Annotated in this window: 19 protein-coding genes, 3 tRNA genes and 1 pseudogene; 10 read left to right on the top strand and 13 right to left on the bottom strand. The window is 55.8% G+C overall.

Features of this window, described 5'->3' with window-relative positions:
• Positions 1-46 precede the first annotated feature (46 nt).
• Positions 47-2434: an EAL domain-containing protein gene (locus tag IIA05_05470; protein MCH9026550.1), complete on the bottom strand. Its 2388-nt coding sequence runs from the start codon at positions 2432-2434 to the stop codon at positions 47-49.
• Positions 2435-2718: 284 nt separating this feature from the next.
• Between IIA05_05470 and IIA05_05465 the strand changes: the two genes are divergently transcribed.
• A complete protein-coding gene (locus IIA05_05465; protein ID MCH9026549.1) occupies positions 2719-3360 on the top strand; it encodes a methylamine utilization protein in 642 nt (213 codons plus the stop codon).
• Complete coding sequence (locus tag IIA05_05460; protein ID MCH9026548.1) at positions 3345-4610, top strand: hypothetical protein; 1266 nt, start codon at positions 3345-3347, stop codon at positions 4608-4610. The genes IIA05_05465 and IIA05_05460 overlap by 16 nt, the downstream gene beginning before the upstream one ends.
• A 62-nt stretch (positions 4611-4672) precedes the next feature.
• On the opposite strand, the gene IIA05_05455 is transcribed toward IIA05_05460, so the two are convergent.
• A tRNA-Arg gene (locus IIA05_05455) sits at positions 4673-4749 on the bottom strand.
• A 145-nt stretch (positions 4750-4894) separates the two neighbouring features.
• Positions 4895-4970 (bottom strand) — tRNA-Ala (locus tag IIA05_05450).
• Positions 4971-5055: 85 nt separating this feature from the next.
• On the opposite strand from IIA05_05450, the gene IIA05_05445 reads away from it, so the two are divergent.
• Both IIA05_05445 and trmH read left to right on the top strand, forming a co-directional pair.
• Entirely contained in the window at positions 5056-5508 is a 453-nt protein-coding gene (locus tag IIA05_05445; protein MCH9026547.1) for a peroxiredoxin, read from the top strand.
• A 26-nt stretch (positions 5509-5534) separates the two neighbouring features.
• Positions 5535-6194, top strand: a complete 660-nt coding sequence (trmH, locus tag IIA05_05440; GenBank protein MCH9026546.1) for a tRNA (guanosine(18)-2'-O)-methyltransferase TrmH — start codon at positions 5535-5537, stop codon at positions 6192-6194.
• A 27-nt stretch (positions 6195-6221) separates the two neighbouring features.
• Here the strand turns inward: trmH and IIA05_05435 are convergent, their stop codons facing one another.
• From IIA05_05435 to IIA05_05425, 3 genes are all read right to left on the bottom strand, one after another.
• Positions 6222-6818, bottom strand: a complete 597-nt coding sequence (locus tag IIA05_05435; protein ID MCH9026545.1) for a histidine phosphatase family protein — start codon at positions 6816-6818, stop codon at positions 6222-6224.
• 36 nt (positions 6819-6854) lie between these two features.
• On the bottom strand, positions 6855-7142 hold the full coding sequence (locus IIA05_05430; GenBank protein MCH9026544.1) for a hypothetical protein: 288 nt from the start codon (positions 7140-7142) through the stop codon (positions 6855-6857).
• Between the two features lie 62 nt (positions 7143-7204).
• Positions 7205-8119, bottom strand: coding sequence for a hypothetical protein (locus tag IIA05_05425; GenBank protein ID MCH9026543.1), 915 nt, complete (start codon positions 8117-8119; stop codon positions 7205-7207).
• 212 nt (positions 8120-8331) lie between these two features.
• On the opposite strand from IIA05_05425, the pseudogene IIA05_05420 reads away from it, so the two are divergent.
• The 3 genes and pseudogenes from IIA05_05420 (at position 8332) to IIA05_05410 (ending at position 10110) form a co-directional block, all read left to right on the top strand.
• Positions 8332-8513: pseudogene (locus tag IIA05_05420) on the top strand (hypothetical protein).
• Positions 8514-8539: 26 nt separating this feature from the next.
• Positions 8540-9034, top strand: coding sequence for a 5-(carboxyamino)imidazole ribonucleotide mutase (purE, locus tag IIA05_05415; protein MCH9026542.1), 495 nt, complete (start codon positions 8540-8542; stop codon positions 9032-9034).
• A complete protein-coding gene (locus IIA05_05410) occupies positions 9031-10110 on the top strand; it encodes a 5-(carboxyamino)imidazole ribonucleotide synthase (protein ID MCH9026541.1) in 1080 nt (359 codons plus the stop codon). The genes purE and IIA05_05410 overlap by 4 nt, the downstream gene beginning before the upstream one ends.
• 21 nt (positions 10111-10131) lie before the next feature.
• Here IIA05_05410 and IIA05_05405 read toward each other — a convergent pair.
• Positions 10132-10222: transfer RNA gene (locus IIA05_05405), tRNA-Ser, on the bottom strand.
• A 376-nt stretch (positions 10223-10598) separates the two neighbouring features.
• On the opposite strand from IIA05_05405, the gene IIA05_05400 reads away from it, so the two are divergent.
• Positions 10599-12929, top strand: coding sequence for a mechanosensitive ion channel family protein (locus IIA05_05400; GenBank protein ID MCH9026540.1), 2331 nt, complete (start codon positions 10599-10601; stop codon positions 12927-12929).
• A 12-nt stretch (positions 12930-12941) separates the two neighbouring features.
• Here the strand turns inward: IIA05_05400 and serS are convergent, their stop codons facing one another.
• From serS to ald, 6 genes are all read right to left on the bottom strand, one after another.
• Positions 12942-14222, bottom strand: coding sequence for a serine--tRNA ligase (serS, locus tag IIA05_05395; GenBank protein MCH9026539.1), 1281 nt, complete (start codon positions 14220-14222; stop codon positions 12942-12944).
• Between the two features lie 142 nt (positions 14223-14364).
• Positions 14365-15684: a replication-associated recombination protein A gene (locus IIA05_05390; protein ID MCH9026538.1), complete on the bottom strand. Its 1320-nt coding sequence runs from the start codon at positions 15682-15684 to the stop codon at positions 14365-14367.
• Complete coding sequence (gene vanZ / locus IIA05_05385) at positions 15684-16064, bottom strand: VanZ family protein (GenBank protein MCH9026537.1); 381 nt, start codon at positions 16062-16064, stop codon at positions 15684-15686. Before vanZ ends, IIA05_05390 begins: the two co-directional genes overlap by 1 nt.
• 29 nt (positions 16065-16093) lie before the next feature.
• Positions 16094-16789, bottom strand: a complete 696-nt coding sequence (gene lolA / locus IIA05_05380; protein MCH9026536.1) for an outer membrane lipoprotein chaperone LolA — start codon at positions 16787-16789, stop codon at positions 16094-16096.
• Positions 16790-16797: 8 nt separating this feature from the next.
• Positions 16798-19008 (bottom strand): DNA translocase FtsK 4TM domain-containing protein, encoded by a 2211-nt coding sequence (locus IIA05_05375; protein MCH9026535.1) that lies wholly within the window; start codon positions 19006-19008, stop codon positions 16798-16800.
• A 147-nt stretch (positions 19009-19155) separates the two neighbouring features.
• The gene (ald, locus tag IIA05_05370) at positions 19156-20214 is read right to left on the bottom strand and encodes an alanine dehydrogenase (GenBank protein MCH9026534.1); all 1059 of its coding nucleotides are present in this window, start codon (positions 20212-20214) and stop codon (positions 19156-19158) included.
• A gap of 189 nt (positions 20215-20403) precedes the next feature.
• On the opposite strand from ald, the gene trxB reads away from it, so the two are divergent.
• Complete coding sequence (gene trxB, locus IIA05_05365; protein MCH9026533.1) at positions 20404-21366, top strand: thioredoxin-disulfide reductase; 963 nt, start codon at positions 20404-20406, stop codon at positions 21364-21366.
• A 37-nt stretch (positions 21367-21403) separates the two neighbouring features.
• Positions 21404-22171 (top strand): leucyl/phenylalanyl-tRNA--protein transferase, encoded by a 768-nt coding sequence (locus tag IIA05_05360; protein ID MCH9026532.1) that lies wholly within the window; start codon positions 21404-21406, stop codon positions 22169-22171.
• Positions 22172-22212 lie beyond the last annotated feature (41 nt).

Raw genomic sequence — 22212 nt, 5'->3', positions numbered from 1 at the left:
ATAATGACAGAAGCCTGCAAATCCGACTCGTGACAGGCTTGGATACTTAAGCTTTTTTCGCAAACGCCCGCTTTGCCCTGCGGCGCGTGCCGTAGGATATTTCTTTCCGGTTTTTCAGCCAGTCCAGCAATCCATCGGCTGACACGGGCTTACTCACAAAATAACCCTGTGCCTCCTCGCAACCCATGTCGCTTATTTGTCGCAGCGTCTGTTCGTCTTCGACGCCCTCTGCGACAACTTTGAGGTTCATGTTGTGTGCAAGCTCGATCGTCGTTCGAACGATTGCCCTGCTTTGTTCATCGCTCATCAAAGTCATAACGAATGATTTGTCGATCTTCAGCTCATGCAGCGGCATATTTTTGATTTGTGCGAGCGATGAATAACCTGTGCCGAAATCATCCATTGAAATCCGGACACCGACGTCGCGAAGACACTCGAGAACCGAAATTGCATGAGAAAGGTTCTGCATAATACTGTTCTCTGTGATCTCGAGCGTCAATCGGTTCGCCGCAATGTCTTGTTCTTTTAGCAATTGCAGGATGTAGTAAGGCAGGTACTCGTCCCGGAGGTCCCGGGAGGATATGTTTACCGAAACCTGAAGCGAATGTCCCGCATTCTGCCATTCACGACACCGTTTGACTGCGGTGGCCAGAACGAACCTCGTGAGATGCACAATAGTGCCGGATTCCTCTGCCGCAGGGATGAAATCGTCCGGGCTCAGCGAGCCGAGTTCTGCATGTTCCCAGCGCACGAGCGCCTCCGCGCCGCAAACTGCGCCATCCGGGAGCGAAATCTTCGGCTGGAAATGAACGCGAATTTCATCGTGTTCCAGGGCGGCGCGAAGGTCGTTGACGATTCGAAGTTGTCGTACGAAATGGTCCTCGCGGCCCGCCTTATAAATCATCACACGCTCGTGGCCAAGCTGGGCCTCGTTTCTCGCTATCGAGGCATAACGTAGAAGGTTTGCAGCGCTGTTGCCGTGATCCGGGAATCCGGAGATGCCGATCTCTGTCTGCAGCGCAATATTTAAGCGACCAAGCTTAACGCCGGCGCCAAGAATGTTTTCGATCCGGTCCGCGTAAATCATTGCATCGTCTATACCGTTATCAGGCAGGATCAGAATGAACTCGTTGGTTCCCACGTGACCGAGGGTGTCTCCAGGGTCAAGGTTTACGTGCAGGTGTTTTGCGGCGAGTGCAATAATCTCGTCGCTCGCGCGGTGGCCCAGGGTCGATGAGATTTCATTCATGCGTGACAGCCTGATCGCAAGCACTGTGATATTGGTGTTGGCGCTTCGTGCTTGCTCGATTGCCCCGGTCAGGCTTTGCAGCACCTTTGTCCGGTTGGGCAGACCAGTCAACGGGTCATGGAGCGCCTGGTGGGATATGCGTTTTTCACGCTCCGCGATTGCCGTCCGCATTTCGTTAAAGCTCGTTGCCAGTTCGCCGAACTCATCATCCGTGTAAACATTGAGTTTTATGTCGTAATCACCCGAGATTATTTTCTGCGCTGCGTCGGTGAGTGCCCGCAACGGTCTTGCAATAGTTCCGGAAACCCAGCCGACCGCGACTGAGACGACAAACAACAGGACGAAGGCAAAAACCAACAGGCCGCTGCGGGCCTCGATGTACGGCGTCATCGCCTCCTGCAGCGAGCGCTGGAGTACGACGATCACATCATTGTTGGTCCGGACGAATGCCGTACTGAGCGTCAACCGGGCATGGCCCGCTTCGTCGACCATATAAATAGAGTCCAGCGGTGTGCCCTGATCAACAAAGTCCGGTTCGGATTTTGTGGTGCTGCCTGCGTGTCTGGTCGTCGCAATTGTACGGGCGTCGCCACTCGACGTTGATACGATTGAGACCTCAAGGCCGGTCAATGCTCGTATGCGTTGCGTGAGTTGCGTGTCGATTCGAAAACCTAACACCACCCAGGCCATAGCAACAGGTGCCCGGACCGGCATTGTGAACGTGTGGTAGGTATCGCCATCGAATATTGCGGTTGATTGCGCGGAGGATTTTTCGCGTGCGTTTTCAATGAGGCGCAACAAGTCACTCCGAGTAACATGCGTCATGCCACTGGAGCTCGCGATACTGGTACCATCGAGATCCAGCAACAAGGCGATGTCCGCCCCGATACGCCGACTATGATTGCTAAGGGCCGATTGAATAGTTGCCGCGTGCCCGGTCGCGGCAGCTTCTTTGAGACCGAAGTCAGCGGCCAAGACCTTGACACTCGCCTCTATCTGCTCGCCCCGGCCTCTCAGGAATTCATTAACAACCGCACCACCAATGATGAGCGACTCACGGGCGCGGCGCTCGACGTCCTCTTCCACGACCTGTATTACGTTGAAAAGGGTCACGATCTGCGCAACCGCCAACGGCAGGATTGTCAGCAGCAATAATTTTCCGCGGAAGCTGGTACGAATCTTCATTCGGCGCGTATTCCGTTTTCTCAGACGAGTGCAAGAGCATCCATCGCCAGCACCGTCGTGACGAGCCCTCTGCGCGGTCCCATTACCGTGCATAGTCGTCAAATATCAACCGCTTAGAGATATTAAGTGGATTTTGTTAAATAGAATGTGCGGTGGGTCACGGTTAGCTTGCCCGGTTCGACCGTATACTCGGCGATGGGTAGGAATCGCTTGGAACGGACATGGCGTTTTCGCGACTTACAGAACTTCGGTCAGACGATCAGATCAGACGAAATCCAGTTCGAATGATCGGGTTATTCGTTTTGATGTTTATCGCAACCTCTTCATTCGGTAGCGACGTCAACATTTTCGTTATTGACAGGGAGGGGCGGCCTGTCGCTGATGTTGCGGTGTATGCGATGAGGCTGGACGGACAAAACGATTTGCCAGCCCCCACCGCCAACACCGTCATGGACCAGATAGACAAGCAGTTCGTGCCGCACGTGCTTGTTGTACAAACAGGGACAGCCGTAGAATTCCCGAACAGCGACACGGTCGCTCATCACGTCTATTCTTTTTCACACCCCAACAAATTCTTGTTACCGATGTACCACGGCGAGCAACACCCCCCGGTCACGTTCGAACACAGCGGAATAGTTACGCTCGGATGCAATATTCACGACCATATGCTCGGGTACATATTGGTCGTTGATAGCGTAGCGGTAGCCAAGACAGACGAGAACGGCAAGGCATCTTTGTCGTTGGACAACCCGCAAGATTACGAAATCAATATCTGGAGCCCCCGCATTCGCGATAGAGATGAGGCCCTGTCCAAAACAGTGGTCACGCCAGGTAGCCCGGAACCCGAAGTCACATTTCACTTGGTGAAGAAACTCAATCCGCCGCATGACAGACAATCGAGAAGCACGCCATGGTCAGAGTACTGATACTGATTGCGGCGATCTTTTTGGTTTTCGCCGTGCAAGCGATCAACGCGGCGGAGGCGCCGGACCCGTACAAATTGCGTGCGGGCATTGACATCAGTTTTATCAATTCATCCGGTTATACCTCCTGGACGGAGGGATTCGTCGGCAAGTTGCGCTACGACGATAGTAATGATGGTCTGATGATTAGCCGGGCGTTTGCGGACTTCGAAATTCAGCTCGCGGATACGTTCAAGGCACACACCGTACTCGAAGGCTATGATGATGATATAGGGTCAACAGTCGATTTTACCGAGGCCTATGTCGAGTGGCGACCGGTACCTCAGTCCGAAAACCGTTATCGCTTGAAACTCGGTTTGTTTTACCCTCGCATATCGCTCGAGAATATAACGGCCGGATGGACCAGCCCATATTCGATGAGTTATTCGGCAATTAACACCTGGGTTGCAGAGGAACTTCGCACGGTCGGTGCAGAATTGTCCGTATCTCGTAGGCCCGCGATGTTTGGCGGCGCCCACACCATCAGGCTGCAAGGAGCGATTTTTTACGGTAACGATCCGACGGGCTCGTTGCTGGCCTGGAAAGGCTGGTCGGTGCATGATCGCCAAAGCCGTTTTGGCGATAAGCTGCCGTTGCCGCCATTGCCAGTGATTCAGCCCGACAGCTTATTTGACGACCAGGACCCTTACGTAGCGCCGTTCCTCGAAATCGACAACCGAGCCGGCTATTACGTCAACGTTGAATGGAGTTTCAATCAGCAATTACTGATTCGCGCAATGCATTATGACAATCGTGCCGATCCGACGGCGGATGAAGGTGGACAGTACGCATGGGCGACGAAGTTTCAACATATTGCTGCCCATGCTGTTTTGCCGGGTGACTGGGAATTGTTGTTTCAGTGGATGACGGGCTCAACAGTAATGGGTTCCGTTGAGAATGGTATCGGCGATCTCGACGCTGATTTCGACAGTATGTACCTGATGTTAACCCGGGCCTATAATCGCCATCGATTTTCATTACGGTACGACAAGTTTGCAGTCACGGACAACGATCAGACGCTGCAGGACGATAATTCCGAGGACGGCGATGCCTGGACGCTAGCTTATTTCTACGAATACTCCGATAAGGTGTCCATTGGCGCCGAGTCATTGAGCATCAAAACAGACCGTTTCAGCTGGCAATACTATGGCCTCGATACAACACGGACCGAAAAGCAGTTTCAGCTGAGCATCCGGCTTCGATTCGGGAACTGATATTGTTCCGCCGGTGACGCGGCTGAATGCTGAGCAAAAAATAAAATAAAAACAGACGGTTATGGTGCCCCGACCAGGATTCGAACCTGGGACCTTCCGCTTAGGAGGCGGACGCTCTATCCAACTGAGCTACCGGGGCGAACAGTCTTGCTTCCGGTAAATTTTATCAGGTTCTGCGGCAGCAGCGCTGCGCGCTGTGGACGCTCCCCTCGTCTGCCAATCATATCCAATGCAGGCTGCATGCAAGCAAAAAAAATCCGGGCTATCCCGGATTTTATCAAAACTGGTGGAGCCGAGCGGGATCGAACCGCCGACCTCTGCATTGCGAACGCAGCGCTCTCCCAGCTGAGCTACGGCCCCATCAGGCGGCGCATTCTATCACCGGCGGTGATGGCCGGAAAGGCCAAGTATTGCATGTCGGTACGAGCGGACTAGAATAGGCAATATGCTGGAAATTAGCGAACGAGCGCCACCATTCACGCTTCCCGACCAGACTGGCAAGCCCGTGTCCTTACAGGGGTTGCTGGAAAACGGCCCGGTGGTTCTGTATTTCTATCCAGCGGATTTTACGCCTGGTTGCACCAAGGAGGCATGCACCATTCGCGATCTGCATGACGAACTTGTTGCCGCAGGGCTTCAGGTTGCGGGCATCAGCCCTCAGGGAAAGGAAAGTCACCAACGCTTCGCCGATAAGTATCACCTGCCATTCCTGCTGTTGTCCGATGTTGAAAAGGAAGTGATTGTGGATTATGGCGTCAACGGCCCGCTGGGTTTCGGCGTTCGCCGCGCCACTTTCTTGATAGACCAGGACGGCATTATTCGCGATGCGGTTCTGGCAGACCTGCGCATCGGGCAACACGAAGATTTCATACGGCAGGCCATCGCTTTGCAGGCATGATGAGTGGGCAGCCGCCTTCTTGAAGCATGACTCCTGATCGATTCCAAACGCTAAAAAGTGTGCTGGCGCGCCGGCAACCGGATCTGACGATATTGTCGGAGAACGTGCACAAGTCGCATAACCTGGCGGCAATTATTCGCAGTTGCGATGCGGTAGGCGTTTTCCAGGCCCATGTCGTGTCAAATTCACCCAATTTGCCTCGGCATCACCTGACTTCCGCAGGATCACGCAAATGGGTATCGATCGTGATGCATCCCGATATAGGCAGCGCCATCGGCTGCCTGAAAAATGACGGTTTCCAGGTGCTCGCGGCGCACCTGTCCGCTCAGGCCAGGGACTTTCGGGAAATCGACTACACTGTGCCAACCGCTCTGTTGTTAGGCTCGGAGCTGATTGGCGTCAGTGCCGAAGCCGCTCGCCTCGCCGATGCCCACCTGAAGATTCCGATGCAAGGACATACAAAGTCGTTGAACGTTTCGGTGGCCACCGCATTGATCTTGTACGAGGCCATGAAGCAGCGCAAAGCTGCCGGCATGTATGACAACAGCCGCCTCGATCCAAAAACCTGGCAGCAAACTCTTTTTGAATGGGCCTATCCGGATATCGCGCGCCGCTGCCGGGAAAAGAAGCTGATGTATCCGGCGTTGTCCGCCGATGGACAGCTGCTGGAAAATCCCTTTAGTTAATACTTAACTTTAATATAGTTATGTAAGCTATTGTTCTATCGGGTTATTCGAGTTATTTACTGGACCGTATTTGAAGCGCAGGGTTTGCCGCCGCCCAAAACGCGGAATACCAACCACGTACAAATCATCATAGTCTTGCTCGGTCATTTCCTGCGCCGGCACCTTGCCACCCAAAAGCTCGATGATCTCGGCCACGGTATTGCTGTGCGCGACGATGAGAACCGTCTGGCCGCGGTAATTGTCCAGCAGTTCATCGACCAGCGCGGCCGAGTCTTCCGCCCGGTATTCGCTGACCGGCAGACCGGTATCTCGAATCAGCGGTTCAACGGTTCCCAACGAGCGCCGAAACTGGGAAACGAAGATATGATCCGGGCCGTTGTTGACGTTCGACATTGCCATGACACGGGCCAGCTCCTCCGCCCTCTCCCTGCCGAGATCACTCAGCCCAGGGTCATCGACGGGCATCGATGCTTTTTCGGCGTGGCGCACTATGAATACGGCCGTCGTCGCCCGCGAATCGAAAAACCAGGCGATCGCCAGCGCCATCAGGACGAATCCCATAACCGGCATGATCAGTGGCGTAAACAACGGCCGGCGGCGCAATGTCCTGTGTATTTTTTTCAATCTTTTTCCCTCTGTGGGCCTGGCCGTCTGCCGAATTCACACCTCCGGCCAATCGGTTTTCCGTTCCTCGATCACCATATACTCGGCATGCACGACATCGCCAGGCGATCGTCCGTCCCTCACCGCCTGTTCTATTTTCCGCTTGATCCACCACAGGCGCATGGCAAATACCGCCGATCCGATAACGATCAGACCGACCAGCACCACCAAGATGAAAATCCCCAGAAAAGCCGCAAGACCCAGCGCCAAAATACCGGTGATAAAACTGACGAGCTGGGCAACCGGGCCGGGTTTGCGATATGAGATTCTGTACCGGGGGGTCATGGTCTGCGTTTACATCCCTAAGTGGAGTCCATATCGATTATGGCAGCCTCACAGCACCGATGTCACCGGCTTTCGGGCTTGCGCTGGTAATAGCCATCGAACCATGGAACCCAGGTTTTGCCGTTGTCTTTGGATTGTTCGAGGAACTGGCGGACCCGGCCATCCGCCAGTGGCGTCCAGGTTCCCCTGAAAGCTGAATCCGATGGTGGGTTGACGCTGTAAATACGCCCCTTCAGTACCATGCTGCCATCCACCAGGCCGCCATAAATATCGATGATACTGCCGCCTGCGCCTACCCAGTGTTGCCGCCAGCGCTGCTGTCCCGGGTCATAGTAATTCATGCTGCTGCCCGGGTTGCCTGCCGCGCTAACCCATTGCTCATACAAGTAACAACCGCGGTCCTTGCGGGTGATCGTGTTTTCGCCGTACTTGACGGTTCGGTCCCGGTCATAGACTTCCCACTCGCCAATCCAGAAATCGAAATCCCTGGCCCTTGCCACGTACTCGCAGGGCGCGGAATTTTTCTTGATCACCTGCATGGCCTCATCGAAACCGTCACTGCCAACCAGCGCTGCCAACTCCGGGTCCTGCTCGATCTGCAGAACATTGCCAAAGCCCTGTTCGCCGGCCAGCTGCAGTTTCTCCACCGCCATTACCAGATCCTTCCGCTCGGTAAACAACCTGGCCATTTCGAGGTCCACAAACCTACCGGGAATACCCGCCTGTCTCGCTTTTTCCAAGGCATTCACCGCGGCTTGAAACTGCCCGAGGTGTCTGCGCGAAACTCCCAGCCTGTACAGATATTGGCCATTGGATTGGGCGTCCAGGATTAAAGTCTCATAGGCATCGACCGCTGCCTGCCACTCCTTGGCCTGATAGCTTTGATTGGCCAGGTCGGCCAGGTCCTGGGCATTGGCGGCAAGAGTAAACGCAAGGAGTGCGCCCAGGAGTAGCGGTTTTGAAAATTTAGCGGCCATTGGAATTCACCGGGTAAAATGATCGGAAAGGTTGCTTGCTAGGTGAGATAAATATAGTCGATTTAAGTTCAGGACGCCTTGCGCTGCCAGTATGTTCTGGTGGAGAATCCGCCCTCCACCCCGGCCGGGAGCGAGGCTGCCGTTGTATAGAGATGGAGCATGTGGCGGCGTCTTTCTTGCCAACCTGATCCATCGCCTCGGGGGACGACATTATGCATACTGACACCCGTAAACTGCACACGATCAGCACGGAAACCGCGACGGAGCATAACCTGGTCGAAGATTTCGCCCGCATGGGCGCCCATGGCTACGCCTTGGAGAAAACTTTTACAGCGACTACGCCATGATTTTGTTTCTGAACGACGTGTCGGTTGTGCGTCCGGAAAAATTCTGACAACGATGGGAGAAATCAACATGCCAATGCAACCACTGGTCGGCATCATCATGGGTTCTGCTTCCGACTGGGAGACGATGCGCCACACCACGGAAACGCTGGAAGAGCTGATGGTGCCCTTCGAGACCGAGGTGGTTTCAGCCCACCGCACTCCCGACAAACTGTTCCGCTATGCCGAAACGGCAGAGGAACGCGGCATCGAAATTATTATCGCCGGCGCCGGTGGCGCGGCTCACCTGCCGGGCATGACCGCTGCGAAGACCGTTTTGCCGGTGCTCGGCGTGCCGGTGCGGTCAAAGGCTCTCAACGGGATGGACTCGTTGCTGTCTATCGCCCAGATGCCCGCCGGTGTACCCGTGGGCGCTTTATCCATAGGCCGCGCCGGTGCTATCAATGCGGCGCTCCTGGCAGCGGCAATCCTGGGGAACAAACATGCAGAGATCCGCACAGCTTTGAAAGCGTATCGCGCGCGCCAGACGGAACGGGTTCTGAACCATCCTGACCCGCGGGACAGTGAATGAAGATCGGAATACTTGGCGGCGGGCAGCTTGCCCGCATGCTGGCGCTGGCGGGTTACCCGCTGGGGCTGGAGTTTGTTTTTCTTTGCCCCTCGGCTGATGCCTGCGCGACGCCAATGGGCGAACATTTGTGTGCCGCCTTCGACGATAAAGCCGCATTGAAACGCCTGGCCGAAAAGGCAGACACGATCACCTACGAGTTTGAAAACGTGCCTGCCGGCAGCGTGGAATATCTGAACGGGAAATTGCCTGTCTATCCTCCGCCACTGGCGCTGGCTACCGCCAGAGATCGTCTGAATGAGAAAACCCTGTTCAACGAGTTGGGTATCGATACAGCGATCTTCATTCCCGTGGATAGCCTGGATGATCTGCAACAGGCCGTGGCGAAAACGGGCCTGCCCGCAATCCTCAAGACCCGGACACTCGGTTATGATGGCAAGGGTCAGCAGCTGTTGCGCGATCCTGCTGAACTGCGCGCTGTCTGGGAAGGCCTCAACGGCGTAGCGGCCATCCTGGAAGAATTCGTCCTCTTTTCCCGGGAAATCTCCATTATTGCGGTCAGGAGCGTGTCGGGAGAAATGGCCTTCTATCCACTGACGGAGAATCGACACGAGGCCGGTATTTTGCGGCTTTCCACCAGCCTGCAAGACGACCCCATGCAAGAGTTGGCCGAAGATTACGCAACACGCCTGCTCGAACACCTGGACTATGTAGGTGTCCTGGCAATCGAGTTTTTTGAGCTCGACGGGCGGCTCCTGGTCAACGAGATGGCGCCGCGCGTCCACAACTCGGGCCACTGGACGATCGAAGGAACCGTGACCAGCCAATTCGAGAATCATCTGCGGGCGATTCTTGATCTGCCCCTGGGCAGCACCGCACCAACGGCACGCTCGGCGTTGGTAAATCTGATTGGGGAGTTGCCGGACATCGCTGCCGTGCTGGCCATTCCAGGCGCCCATTTGCATCTTTACAGCAAGCAGCCGCAGCCTGGACGCAAGCTGGGACACATTACCGTTTGTGCGGAAAACGACGACGGATTGAAACGATTGTTGGCAGCGTTGCCTGGTGATTGCGGGTAAATGGAAGGATTAAAGGCAGATTGGCGGAGAGGGAGGGATTCGAACCCCCGAACGGCTACAAACCGTTAATGGTTTTCAAGACCACCGCATTCAACCACTCTGCCACCTCTCCAAACTGTTTCCCCTCAACCGCCGCACCATCCGATGCGGAGAGGGAGGGATGAGATTCACTCGCTGCGCGAGTTCACCCTGCGGGCGCCGGCGAAGCCGGCGTCGTCTCGCCTTGCTGCGCAAGGCTTGGCTGCGAACCCCCGAACGGCTACAAACCGTTAATGGTTTTCAAGACCACCGCATTCAACCACTCTGCCACCTCTCCAAACTGTTTCCCCTTCAACCGCCACACCATCCGATGCGGAGAGGGAGGGATGAGATTCACTGCTGCACATACCGATGCGAATTCTCGCCTTTTTGCGCTTCAATATTCAAGACAATAATTCGAGAACCACGTCCTTAGGCTACAGACCAAGCTGTGGTTATAATAAGCGACAATGTCTAAAGGGATTCACCATCGTGCTCTGCTAACCGCCACCGCCTGGCTGGCGCTGTTTGGCAGCACCACCCTGCTCGCCCAGCAGGCCACGGACGAAGAAGCCTTTAATCCCGGCGCCGCCATCGAAGACATCGAGGCGATGCAGCTCCAGTTCAATGCTCCCGATGCAGATGAACTGACCGTTAGCAATGCTCTCGAACTGGTCAGTCACATAAGAGCAGGCGCCGAGCGCTGCGTTGCCGACACTCGGCCGGAAGTGGACAGACTGGACAGCGAGCTGGGGATACTCCCGGTATTCAATGAAAACGAGAATATTGAAATCTGGGAAAGACGCAATGCGCTGCAGGCGGAAAAAAGCCTGGTGGAGGCCCGATTATCGAACTGCGAACTGGTTATTTCGCGATCTGACGGCCTGACCGCAATAGCCGAGCAAAAGCGTTTACGCTTGTCGCGGCGACGCGTGACGAGCCGGGGCGACGCGCTGTGGCATAACGGCCAAGGAAAACTTGAAACGGTCAAACTGTGGCCGGCGAAGATAATTAAGGCACTAAAGCCAGCCGCATCCGTTGATGGCAGCTTTGCTGCGACCTGGATATTGATTGCTTTGGCCGGTCTGGCCAGCGGAATTGGCCTCGCTCTGCGGTTCAAATTCAGGCGTTGGTACAAGAATGGCCGGGCCGATGAGCGCGCACCGGAATTCAAATTCCTGGTTCCCGGACCGCTCGCTGAATACGCGCCGATTCTATTGGCAGGCTTGATTGCCGCCATTGTCATCAATATCGATGCAGTCGAACCGGTGTGGAACCTCGTTTCTTTCCGGCTGGCAATTGGTGTGCTTGCCTACGGATTTGGCCGGGTCATAATCGAATGGAGCACCGGACCTTTGTCGCCGGCGGCGGAAGTCGAAGGGCTTATCCCCGGCATGGTCAAGTCTGTGCGCAGGCGCCTGCACCGGTTTCTTTTGGCGCTGGTCATCAGTTTTGTGATATTGGGGCAAGGCTGGCTGGTCGACCTGCCGGAAGACCAGGACGCACTGTCACGATCCTTGATCACCTTGTTGCTCGCGTTTTCGCTGCTGGCGATATTGTGGATCGCCAGAAAAATACCGGGATTGATGAATCGATTCAGATTCACGCGTTTTCTCATTCTACTGATTATCCTGGTAGCTATTCTTGTCGAAATTCTCGGCTACCATAATTTTTCCGGTTATCTGACCCGTGGAATCGTTCTCACCGCCATGTCTGGTTTCGCGATCTGGATGCTGTTGTGGCTGATCGAGCAGACCAGAAACGCAATTACCACCGGCAGCAGTCCGCTTGCCTTCAGGACGCGATCCTACCTGGGGATCAGTTCCGCTGAGAAACCCAGTCGCCTCGGCCCATATCAATTGCTGATAGATATTACGGTCTGGCTCGGTTTTGCCGCACTGCTCATCTGGATATGGGACAACTCGGGTACGATCTTGCCGAAAGCCGGCGCCTACATTACCCAGGGATTTACGATTGGCGCAATCAGTATAATGCCGCTCAATATCCTGTCCGGCGTTATTGTATTTACCGGACTGCTACTGGTAACCAGCTGGATCAAGGGCCTGATACAAAGACGCTGGGTGCGTCATATGACGATGGATCGCGGCGCCCGGGATTCGATGGTAACCCTGGCCGGGTATGCGGGATTCGCCATTGCGAGCATTACCGGTCTTGCAATGATCGGCGTCAGTCTCGCCGGCCTGGCCTGGATGGCCGCCGCGTTGTCGGTCGGTATCGGTTTTGGCCTTCAGTCCATAGTCAACAATTTTATTTCGGGCATGATTTTGTTGTTTGAAAGACCTGTGAAAGTTGGCGATTTTGTCACCGTGGGCACAGTCGAAGGTTTCGTCAAACGCATAAGCATTCGCTCCACGGAAATCGAAACGCTGGATAACCAGAATATCTTCGTACCCAATTCGGAACTGGTTTCTGGTCAGGTCACCAACTGGGTGCTGCACGACCCGCACGGCCGGCTGCGGATCAAGGTGGGTGTCGCCTATGGCTCAGACACCAAACTGGTAAAGGAAATCCTGGAAACCGCGGGCAGGGATCACCCGGAAGTAATCACCGACCCGACCCGGGCGACGCCACCGAAAGCGCTGTTTATGGAGTTTGGCGATAGCTCGCTAAACTTTGAACTGAGAGTCAGAATAAAACGCATCGAACGACGCTACGATGTGACCAGCGATATCAATTTTGCGATCGACCAGGCTTTCAGGGAACATGCCATTACAATTCCGTTCCCGCAACGCGATCTGCATATCAAGACCTTGCCCCCGAACTGGCCGAAGAACGATTGACAATTTGTTCGCTTAGGCCGGTGGCTCGATGCGCTCCAATCCACCCATGTATGATTGCAATACATCGGGCACAATGATCCCACCGTCTTCTCTTTGATAATTTTCCATGACGGCAACCAGCGCCCGGCCCACTGCAACGCCAGAAGCATTCAGTGTGTGAACTAACTCCGGTTTGCCGGTTCCCGGATTGCGCCAGCGCGCACCCATTCGCCTGGCCTGGAAATCCAGGCAATTGCTGCACGATGAAATTTCCCGGTACCGGTCCTGTCCCGGCAGCCAGACCTCGATATCGTAGGTCTTGGCGGCAGCAAAACCGATATCACCGGAGCACAGGCTGACCACCCGATAGGGTAGTTTTAATTTTTGCAAAACGAGCTCGGCGTGCCCGGTCAATTCTTCCAGCGCCGCATATGATTTGCTGGCTGACACGATTTGGACCATTTCGACTTTCTCGAACTGGTGTTGCCGGATCATGCCGCGGGTATCCTTGCCATAAGAACCCGCCTCCGAACGAAAACACGGAGTGTGCGCCACAAACTTCAGCGGCAGAGCATCACCGTCGGTGATCTCGTTACTGACCAGGTTGACCAGCGGCACTTCCGCTGTCGGTATCATGTACAGCCCGCTGTCGCCGGCAGCAAACAGGTCATCGGCAAATTTTGGCAACTGGGAGGTCCCGGTCAGCGACTCACGGTTGACCAGGTAAGGGACATAGTATTCGCAGTAGCCGTTCTCGGTGGTATGCAGATCCATCATGAACTGAATCAGCGCCCGGTGCATGCGCGCCAGCATCCCGCTGATAACCGTGAAACGCGACCCGGAAATTTTCGCCGCTTTTTCGAAATCGAGCATGCCCAGTCCGGCGCCAAGATCGACATGATCCTTGACCCCAAAAGAAAATTTAGCGGGCTCGCCCCAGCGACGAATTTCATCGTTTGCCGATTCGTTATCGCCATCGGGAACGCTTTCGTCAAGCAGGTTCGGCATCCCCAGCATCAGTTCGTCCAGGTCGTATTTGACGGCCTTCATTTGGGCTTCCGCCTGGTCGAGTTCATCGCCAAGGCTTTTTACGCCGGCGAGCAATGCATCCGCATTCTCGCCTTTCGCTTTCGCCTGACCGATAGCTTTCGATGCCGTGTTACGCTTGTTGCGCAATTCCTCCACCTGTTGCTGTGCGGATTTCCTTCGACTTTCCAGCGCTTCCAGTGCCGCGGTATCCAGGTTATAGCCACGTCGCGCCAAATTGTCCGCCACCAGTTTCGGATCGCGTCGTAACAGTTTTGCATCCAGCATCGAAGACTCCCCTGCCCCGGCGTCAGGCCGCGGATCGACCCAGCCACACACCCAGTCCCGCGGCACCGACATAAAGAACCAGGCTGAGCACCATATTCATCATCGAGCGAATCCACGCTCCCCGCAGGAAATATTTGCGAACTCAGCGATCCTTTTTGTCGCGATTTTTTCGTCTAAGATCCGCAAGTTTTTCCCCAATACGAATTTCCAGCCCGCGCGGCACGGGATGATAATACCTTTGTGGCTGCATTTCCTCCGGAAAATAATTCTCGCCTGCGGCAAATGCATCTGCCTCGTCGTGGGAATATCGGTACCCTTCACCGTGCCCCAGTTCTTTCATTAGCCGGGTTGGCGAATTACGCAAATGCATCGGCACCGGCAGACTACCCCCCCTGGCAATTTCTTTTTGCGCGCTCTTGAAGGCCCGGTAGACGGCGTTGCTTTTGGCCGCGCATGCCATGTAGACCACTGCCTGGGCAATGGCCAGTTCCCCCTCCGGGCTGCCCAACCTCTGATAGACATCCCAGGCCTGCAACGCCAGCGTCAGCGCCCTGGGATCTGCGTTTCCTATGTCTTCGCTGGCCATGCGTAAAACGCGCCGTGCGACATACAAAGGATCGCAGCCGCCATCCAGCATCCTCACCAGCCAGTACAGCGCCGCATCAGGATCGCTTCCGCGTACCGATTTGTGCAACGCTGAAATCTGGTCGTAGAATTCATCACCGCGTTTGTCGAAGCGCCGTATGCTGTCGGTCGCCAGCTCCCGAATAATTTCCTCCGAGATCACGCCGTTGCGGCCCACCAGGTCAGCGGCAATCTCAAGCATCGTCAGTAATCGCCTCGCGTCGCCATCTGCCGCTCGCACCAACAAGCCGGCTATTTCCTCGCTGAGTGAAAGCTTCTGCTTACCCAGTCCTCGCTCTGAATCTTGCAGTGCGTCACGGGCAATCGCCAGCAAGGCTTCAACGTCGAGTGGTTTCAAAACATAGGTACGCGCGCGCGACAGCAACGCGTTATTGAGCTCAAAGGACGGGTTCTCTGTGGTTGCACCGATAAAGATCAAAGTGCCGTCCTCGACGAACGGCAAGAATGCGTCCTGCTGAGATTTGTTAAAGCGATGGACTTCGTCAAGGAAAAGAAGCGTGTCCCGGTTCGCATGGTCCCGCTGGAATCGTGCCTGCTCGACCGCCTGGCGTATGTCCTTGACGCCAGCCATGACCGCGGACAGGGCAACAAAATTGACATCACATTGCTCGGCCAGCATGCGTGCAAGCGTGGTTTTCCCGGTTCCCGGCGGTCCCCACAAAATCATGCTGTGGAGTGATTTTCCTGCGAACAGGCTGGCTAACGGCTTGTTGTCGCCGAGCAAGTGAAGCTGACCATGGAACTCATCGATCGAGCGCGGCCGCATGCGATCGGCCAATGGCCGGAATGGAATACGCTTTTCAGCCTGTACCTGCATCAGGAGCCGGTGTTGTTCCCGGACCCGTCAATTCGCCGTTCTATCAGCTGACACCAGTTAGCCATGCCATTCACTGCGACCAGCCAGGCAATCGCCACGCCAGACATATTGGCAGCAATATCCCACGAGTCAAAAAAGCGATAGGGAAACAGGGTTTGCAAGAATTCCAGCACCACCCCGAGCAGCGCGAGCGCGAGCGCGATCAACCAGAATCGAGACGGCAGGTATATTCCTGAAAACCAGATCATGAGTATAAAGTAGGTGCTTGCGTGAAAAATCTTGTCGCTGTATAGCACGGTAAATGTCGGCAACCCTGGCAGCACGCTCATGACCATCGCCACAAAAACCAGGAGCCAGCCGCCGCCCAGCCAAAATCGCATGTACTTGAGTTGCTGCGCGCCCGCCGAGGTCACTGATCATTCTCAGCGGCGACCGGCATTTCGCCAATAATATCTGAGCCTGCAGGCGGCACGAAGCTAAAGGTGTCATCGGCCAATACCGGGTTTCTCTCCACCTCCCGCAAGATGATGCGGGTCACCTGATCAAGAGAGTCTTCAAGCTCCATTAACTGCAACTGTCCATCGACAAACCCCAGTGAAATATTCCGGAAATCTGTCTCCTGATTGCGCGGCACCAGCGTCATCCAGAACACCTCGCCATATTGGCCGGCTTCCGTCAGTTTGAATCCATCGGTCATACTGGCATCACCGCTCAGCAACATTGCCGGCGTGCTTGCCAGTGAAACATCGAGACTTTTCACGGTGACCTGTTCCAGATCCGCGTCATACAGCCACAGGTGCGTGCCATCCGACAAAATCAGTTGCTCATACGGGTCCTGGTAATCCCAGCGAAACTGCCCGGGTCTTTTTAATACCAGTGTTCCGCTGGCGTTTTGCACTATCTGCTGGTTTTCATCGAGAAGAATCTGCCGAAACTGGGCGCGCATCGTCGTAACCCCGGTCAGATAAGCATCGAGCAAACGCCATGCCTGCTCGGAATTTTCGACAGTGTCCTCGGTGACAGGTTCGAGTGCATGGGTCTGGACGGGGCCCATCCAGGCAATAACCACAATGGCGAAAAACGCGCTAAGGGTTTTTAATGTCACTTGATTGCTCAGTCCTTTGGCGGTTCCGGCACCAGTACTTCGCGCATGCCGTTCGATTGCAGCGCACCCACCAGGCCCGCCTCTTCCATCGCCTCGACCATGCGCGCGGCACGGTTATAGCCGATCTTCAGTCGTCGTTGGATACCCGAAATCGAAGCTTTCCGGGTTTCGCTTACGATGCGCACGGCCTCGTCGTACAACGGATCCATTTCCGCATCGCTATCGACGCCGATATTGGCCAGCTTCAGTCCCGGTATTTGACCCTTCGGACCCACAAGAATCTCATCAATATAATTCGGCTTCTCGCTGCTGCGCATGTGTTTTACCACCCGGTGCACTTCCTGGTCGGCAACAAAAGCGCCATGAACCCGCGTCGGGATTGATGTCCCTGGCGGCAGGAACAGCATATCGCCATGGCCAAGCAGTGCTTCGGCGCCCCCCTGATCGAGTATCGTCCTGGAATCAACCTTGGCCGAAACCTGGAATGCGATCCGGGCCGGGATATTTGCCTTGATCAGGCCGGTAATGACATCGACCGATGGCCTTTGCGTGGCGACGATCATGTGGATGCCTGAAGCTCGCGCTTTTTGCGCCAGCCGGGCGATCAATTCTTCCACTTTCTTGCCGACAACCATCATCAGGTCGGCCAGTTCATCGATCACGACCACGATATAGGGCAACGGTTCGAGAACTGGCGGCGTCTGCTCCTCTTCCGAGAACGGATCGGCCTCGAACAGCGGGTCGGGAATGGGGTTTCTCTTTTTGATCGCATCGATAACCTTGCGATTAAAACCGCCGAGATTCCTCACCCCCACCGCCGCCATCAGACGATAACGTCTTTCCATCTCGGCAACACACCAGCGCAGCGCATTCGCCGCCTCATTCATATCGGTAACGACCGGTGACAGCAAATGTGGAATACCCTCGTACACCGACAACTCCAGCATCTTGGGATCGATCATGATCAGACGCACATGTTCGGCCTTCGATTTGTAAAGAATGCTCAGCACCATGGCATTAATGGCAACCGATTTTCCCGAACCCGTGGTACCCGCAATCAGCAGGTGCGGCATGCGAGCGAGATCGGCAACCACCGGATTGCCGGCGATATCCTTGCCCAGCGCGAGGGTAACCGGCGACTTCATCTGGTCATAGGCCTCGGACTTGAGAATCTCACCCAGCGTTACCAACTCCCTGGTTTCATTGGGGATTTCCAAACCGATTACCGACTTGCCCGGAATCACTTCGACCACCCGCACGGCGATCGCCGACAGAGACCTGGCAATGTCTTTTGCGAGACTGCTGATTTGACTGACCTTGACGCCGACGGCCGGCTTGAGTTCGAACAAGGTAACCACCGGGCCCGGGTGTACCGACACCACATCGACTTCAACGCCAAAATCCTTGAGTTTCAGTTCGACCAGGCGCGACATTGCCTCCAGCGCTTCATTGGAATAGCTCCCGGTGTGTTCCGGCGGATCTTCCAGCAATGCGAGCGGCGGCAGATCCGTGGTGGGTGGTGGATCGAACAGCGGGACCTGACGCTCTCTATAAACCCTTTCGCTGATCACCGGCCTGGCAGACAACGGTTCAATCCTGGGAGGCGTTTTGTTCTTGGCTTTTCGCTGTTGCTCCCGGACATGCTCTTTGCGGCTTTGTTTCGCGCGCATGCCGGCAATGTACTCGCCAAGCAATTTCAATCTCAAGGACAGCCACTCGATACCCCACAGCGTCAAACGGCCCACCCTGTCCATGACCGCAATCCATGAAATACCAAGGAAAAGGGACACGCCGGCCAGCCATACCGCCAATAACAGCAAGGTCGCACCCAGGAAACTCAGCAAACCGGACAGGCTTTGCCCAATCGCATCGCCAAGAATCCCGCCACCGGTATGCGGCAAGCCGGCGCTGCTGAAATGCAGGGAAGCGAGCCCGCAAGAGGTCGCCAGCGTGACCAGAAACCCCAGTCCGCGGAACCACAATGTGGACTGGTCGAGCAAGGCGGCGTCGTCTCGGGCCTGGTACAACAGAAAACCTGCGTAGGCGAGCATGACCGGAAACAAGAAGGCGGGCCGGCCAAACAACAGCAGAAAAAAATCGGCCAGCCAGGCGCCGGCCGGTCCTATCGCATTATCGACCGATTCGCCGCTTGCCGCCCGAAAACCCGGATCCGCCGTGCTGTAACTGATCAACGAAACCAGGAAAATAATCGCCAGCATTCCGAAAACCCACAGTGCGCCCTCCCTGAGCGCCCGGCGGACCGAATTGTTCAAGAGCGAATCCTGCTTGCTTCCCTTGCCTACGATCAAGATTAAACCTATTTGTTAATAAAACATAATAAGTATATGATTATAATAGCTATTAATCTACTTAAACAGCGCCGGGTGGACGATTTTGCCGTCCTCTACATTGATGCCCTTCAGCAGATCTGCCGACTGCCGCCAGTCGCTCGATGTCAGGCGCATGGCATACGGCGCAATCGCCGCCGACAGTGCCTGCGACGAAGTCCTGGGCACCGCGCCCGGCATATTGGTCACCGCAAAGTGGGTTACGCCTTCCCAGACGTACGTCGGATCGTCATAGGTCCTCGGCCGGGTTGTTTCAATACAGCCTCCCTGGTCAACCGAAATATCGACGACTACACTGCCCGGCTGCATGGATTTGACCATCTCCGAGCTGACGACGTGCGGCGCGCGTGCACCGGTTACCAGCACGGCGCCGATAACAATGTCCGCGCTTTTTACGGCCTTTGCAACATCCTCAGTATGTGGATAAAGGCCGGTCACGTTGGCCCCGATGGCGCGGGCCTTTACCAGCTTGTCCCGATCCATGTCGAATACCACGACCTCGGCGCCCAGACCGGCCGCCACGATGGCCGCATTGCCGCCAGCGACTCCGCCACCGAGGATCACAACCTTGCCTCGCTTGGCCGCCGGCACGCCACCGAGCAATATACCCTTGCCGCCTTGCGGCTGGTGCAACAGATGGGTTGCAACCTGGATAGACAAGCGGCCGGCGATATCGCTCATCGGCGCCAGCAGCGGTAACCCGCCCTGCTGATTCTCCACGGTCTCGAACGCGACTGCCGTCAGGCCAATATCGCACAACGACTGGGTCAGCTCGGGGAGCGCGGCCAGGTGCAGATAACAAAACAGCAAATGGTCTTTCCGCAGGTGCTTCAGGTCTTCGGCGATGGGTTCCTTGACCTTGACCACTATCTCGGCGGTTCCGTAAACCTCTTCAGCCGTGTCCATAATCTTGACGCCAACCGCCTTAAACTGGTCATCGCTGTAACCGCTTTTGATGCCGCCATTCTTCTCGACATACACTTCGTGGCCAGCCCGGACGAGTTCCGCGCAAGCCGCGGGTATCAGGCCCACCCGGCCTTCAAGCGGCTTCAATTCACGGGGCACACCAATTCGCATGATTTCTCCTTCTTTTTGCTGTCGAGCGCACAGTTAATTACCATTGTCCCCTCGCCCGTTTGATCTGGTCAGATGTCACCGCCCGCAGGCGGCGACAAGCACAGACTTTTGCTGACGGGAACCGGATGTTATCAGGCTTCAAGCCCGATGACTCGTGTGCCGCATGACTTGAATAAAAGGAAATTATACATGAGCGACACCAGACATAGCCGTCTGTTGATTCTGGGTTCAGGCCCCGCTGGATATGCAGCCGCGGTCTACGCAGCGCGGGCTAATTTGGCCCCGGTCCTGATTGCCGGCATGGAGCAAGGCGGCCAATTGATGACGACGACCGATGTAGACAACTGGCCAGGCGACGTCGAAGGGCTGCAAGGCCCCGAGTTGATGGACCGCATGGCTCGGCACGCGCAAAGGTTCGATACCGAAATTATCAACGATCATATCAACAAGGCCGAGCTGGGCGGGCGGCCATTCCTGCTGACCGGCGACAGCGGGCTGTATAGCTGCGATGCGCTGATCATTGCGACCGGCGCCAGTGCCCGCTACCTGGGACTGGAGTCCGAGGAAAAATATAAAGGTCGTGGCGTATCCGCCTGTGCGACTTGTGACGGGTTCTTTTATCGCGGCCAGGAAGTGGTGGTAATCGGTGGCGGCAACACGGCAGTTGAGGAAGCAATATACCTGTCCAACATCGCGTCGAAAGTCACCCTGGTACATCGCAGGGATAAACTGCGTGCAGAGAAAATGTTGCAGGACAAACTGTTTGCCAAATGCGGAGAAAATGGAAATGTCAGCATTGCCTGGGACCAAACGCTTGACGAGGTACTTGGCGATGACAAGGGCGTAACCGGCGTTCGTCTGCGCAACACCGCAAATACTTCAGATACCCGGGAGTTGCCGGTGCATGGTGTTTTCATCGCCATTGGCTACGACCCGAACACCGGTCTTTTTGCCGGCCAGCTCGAGATGGAAAACGGTTATATCCAGATTCGCTCAGGCTTGAAAGGGGATGCCACCGCCGCCAGCATTGCGGGCGTCTTTGCCGCTGGCGATGTTGCCGATCAGGTATATCGCCAGGCGGTTACATCGTCCGGGTTCGGTTGCATGGCTGCGCTGGACGCGGAAAAATACCTGGAATCGCTGGAATCCTGATGCCTGTGCCGAACTTGCGGATTCATGGTTGCCGACGATGACCGGAAGAGTTGCACAGGGGCTGGTCTGGCTGGATTCTGATGATCCGGTTGATCTGTTCCCGGATCCGGAGCAAGCGCTACCGGAACCAAACGGCCTGCTCGCCGCCGGCGGTGACCTCTCCCCTGACCGCGTGCTCGCCGCGTACCGGCAGGGTATCTTCCCGTGGTACCAGGACGGCCAGCCGATACTTTGGTGGTCGCCTGATCCGCGGGCAGTAATACCCGTCGGCCGGATGCACATCAGCCGCGGCCTTCGCCACCTGCTTCGCAGCGGCCGTTATCAGCTTAGTCTGGACCAGGATTGTGCCGGGGTAATCAATGGATGCATGGGGCCACGCAACGACCGGGCCGAGACCTGGATTACCCTGGACATGTGCCTGGCCTATCTCGATCTCCACAACCTGGGCCATGTCCATTCGATCGAAGTCTGGGAAGACCATACCCTGATCGGGGGGCTATACGGCGTCGCAGTGGGCCGCGTGTTTTGCGGAGAATCCATGTTCAGCCGGCGCAACAATGCATCGAAGGTCGCGATGGCCTGCCTGGACCGATTGCTTTGCGAAACCGGCTTTGAACTGATGGATTGCCAGATGTACACGCCGCACCTGGCAAGTCTTGGCGCACAGACGATGTCGCGGCGCCAGTACCTCGAAAAACTCAGGAACTGGTCCGGGAAGTCGCCGACCCATCCACCGTGGCCTGCGATTGCCCGCAGCAGTGCACAATTCGATGAATGGCGGAGACCGGATAATTCGTCTGTTTGACAGGATTCTGTTTGCAATGCACTGGTAGTTTCCGCAAAATG

The organism is Pseudomonadota bacterium (genome assembly GCA_022572885.1).
Classification (GTDB): Bacteria; Pseudomonadota; Gammaproteobacteria; order Steroidobacterales; family MnTg04; genus MnTg04.
This window is presented reverse-complemented; position numbering and strand designations above follow the sequence as displayed.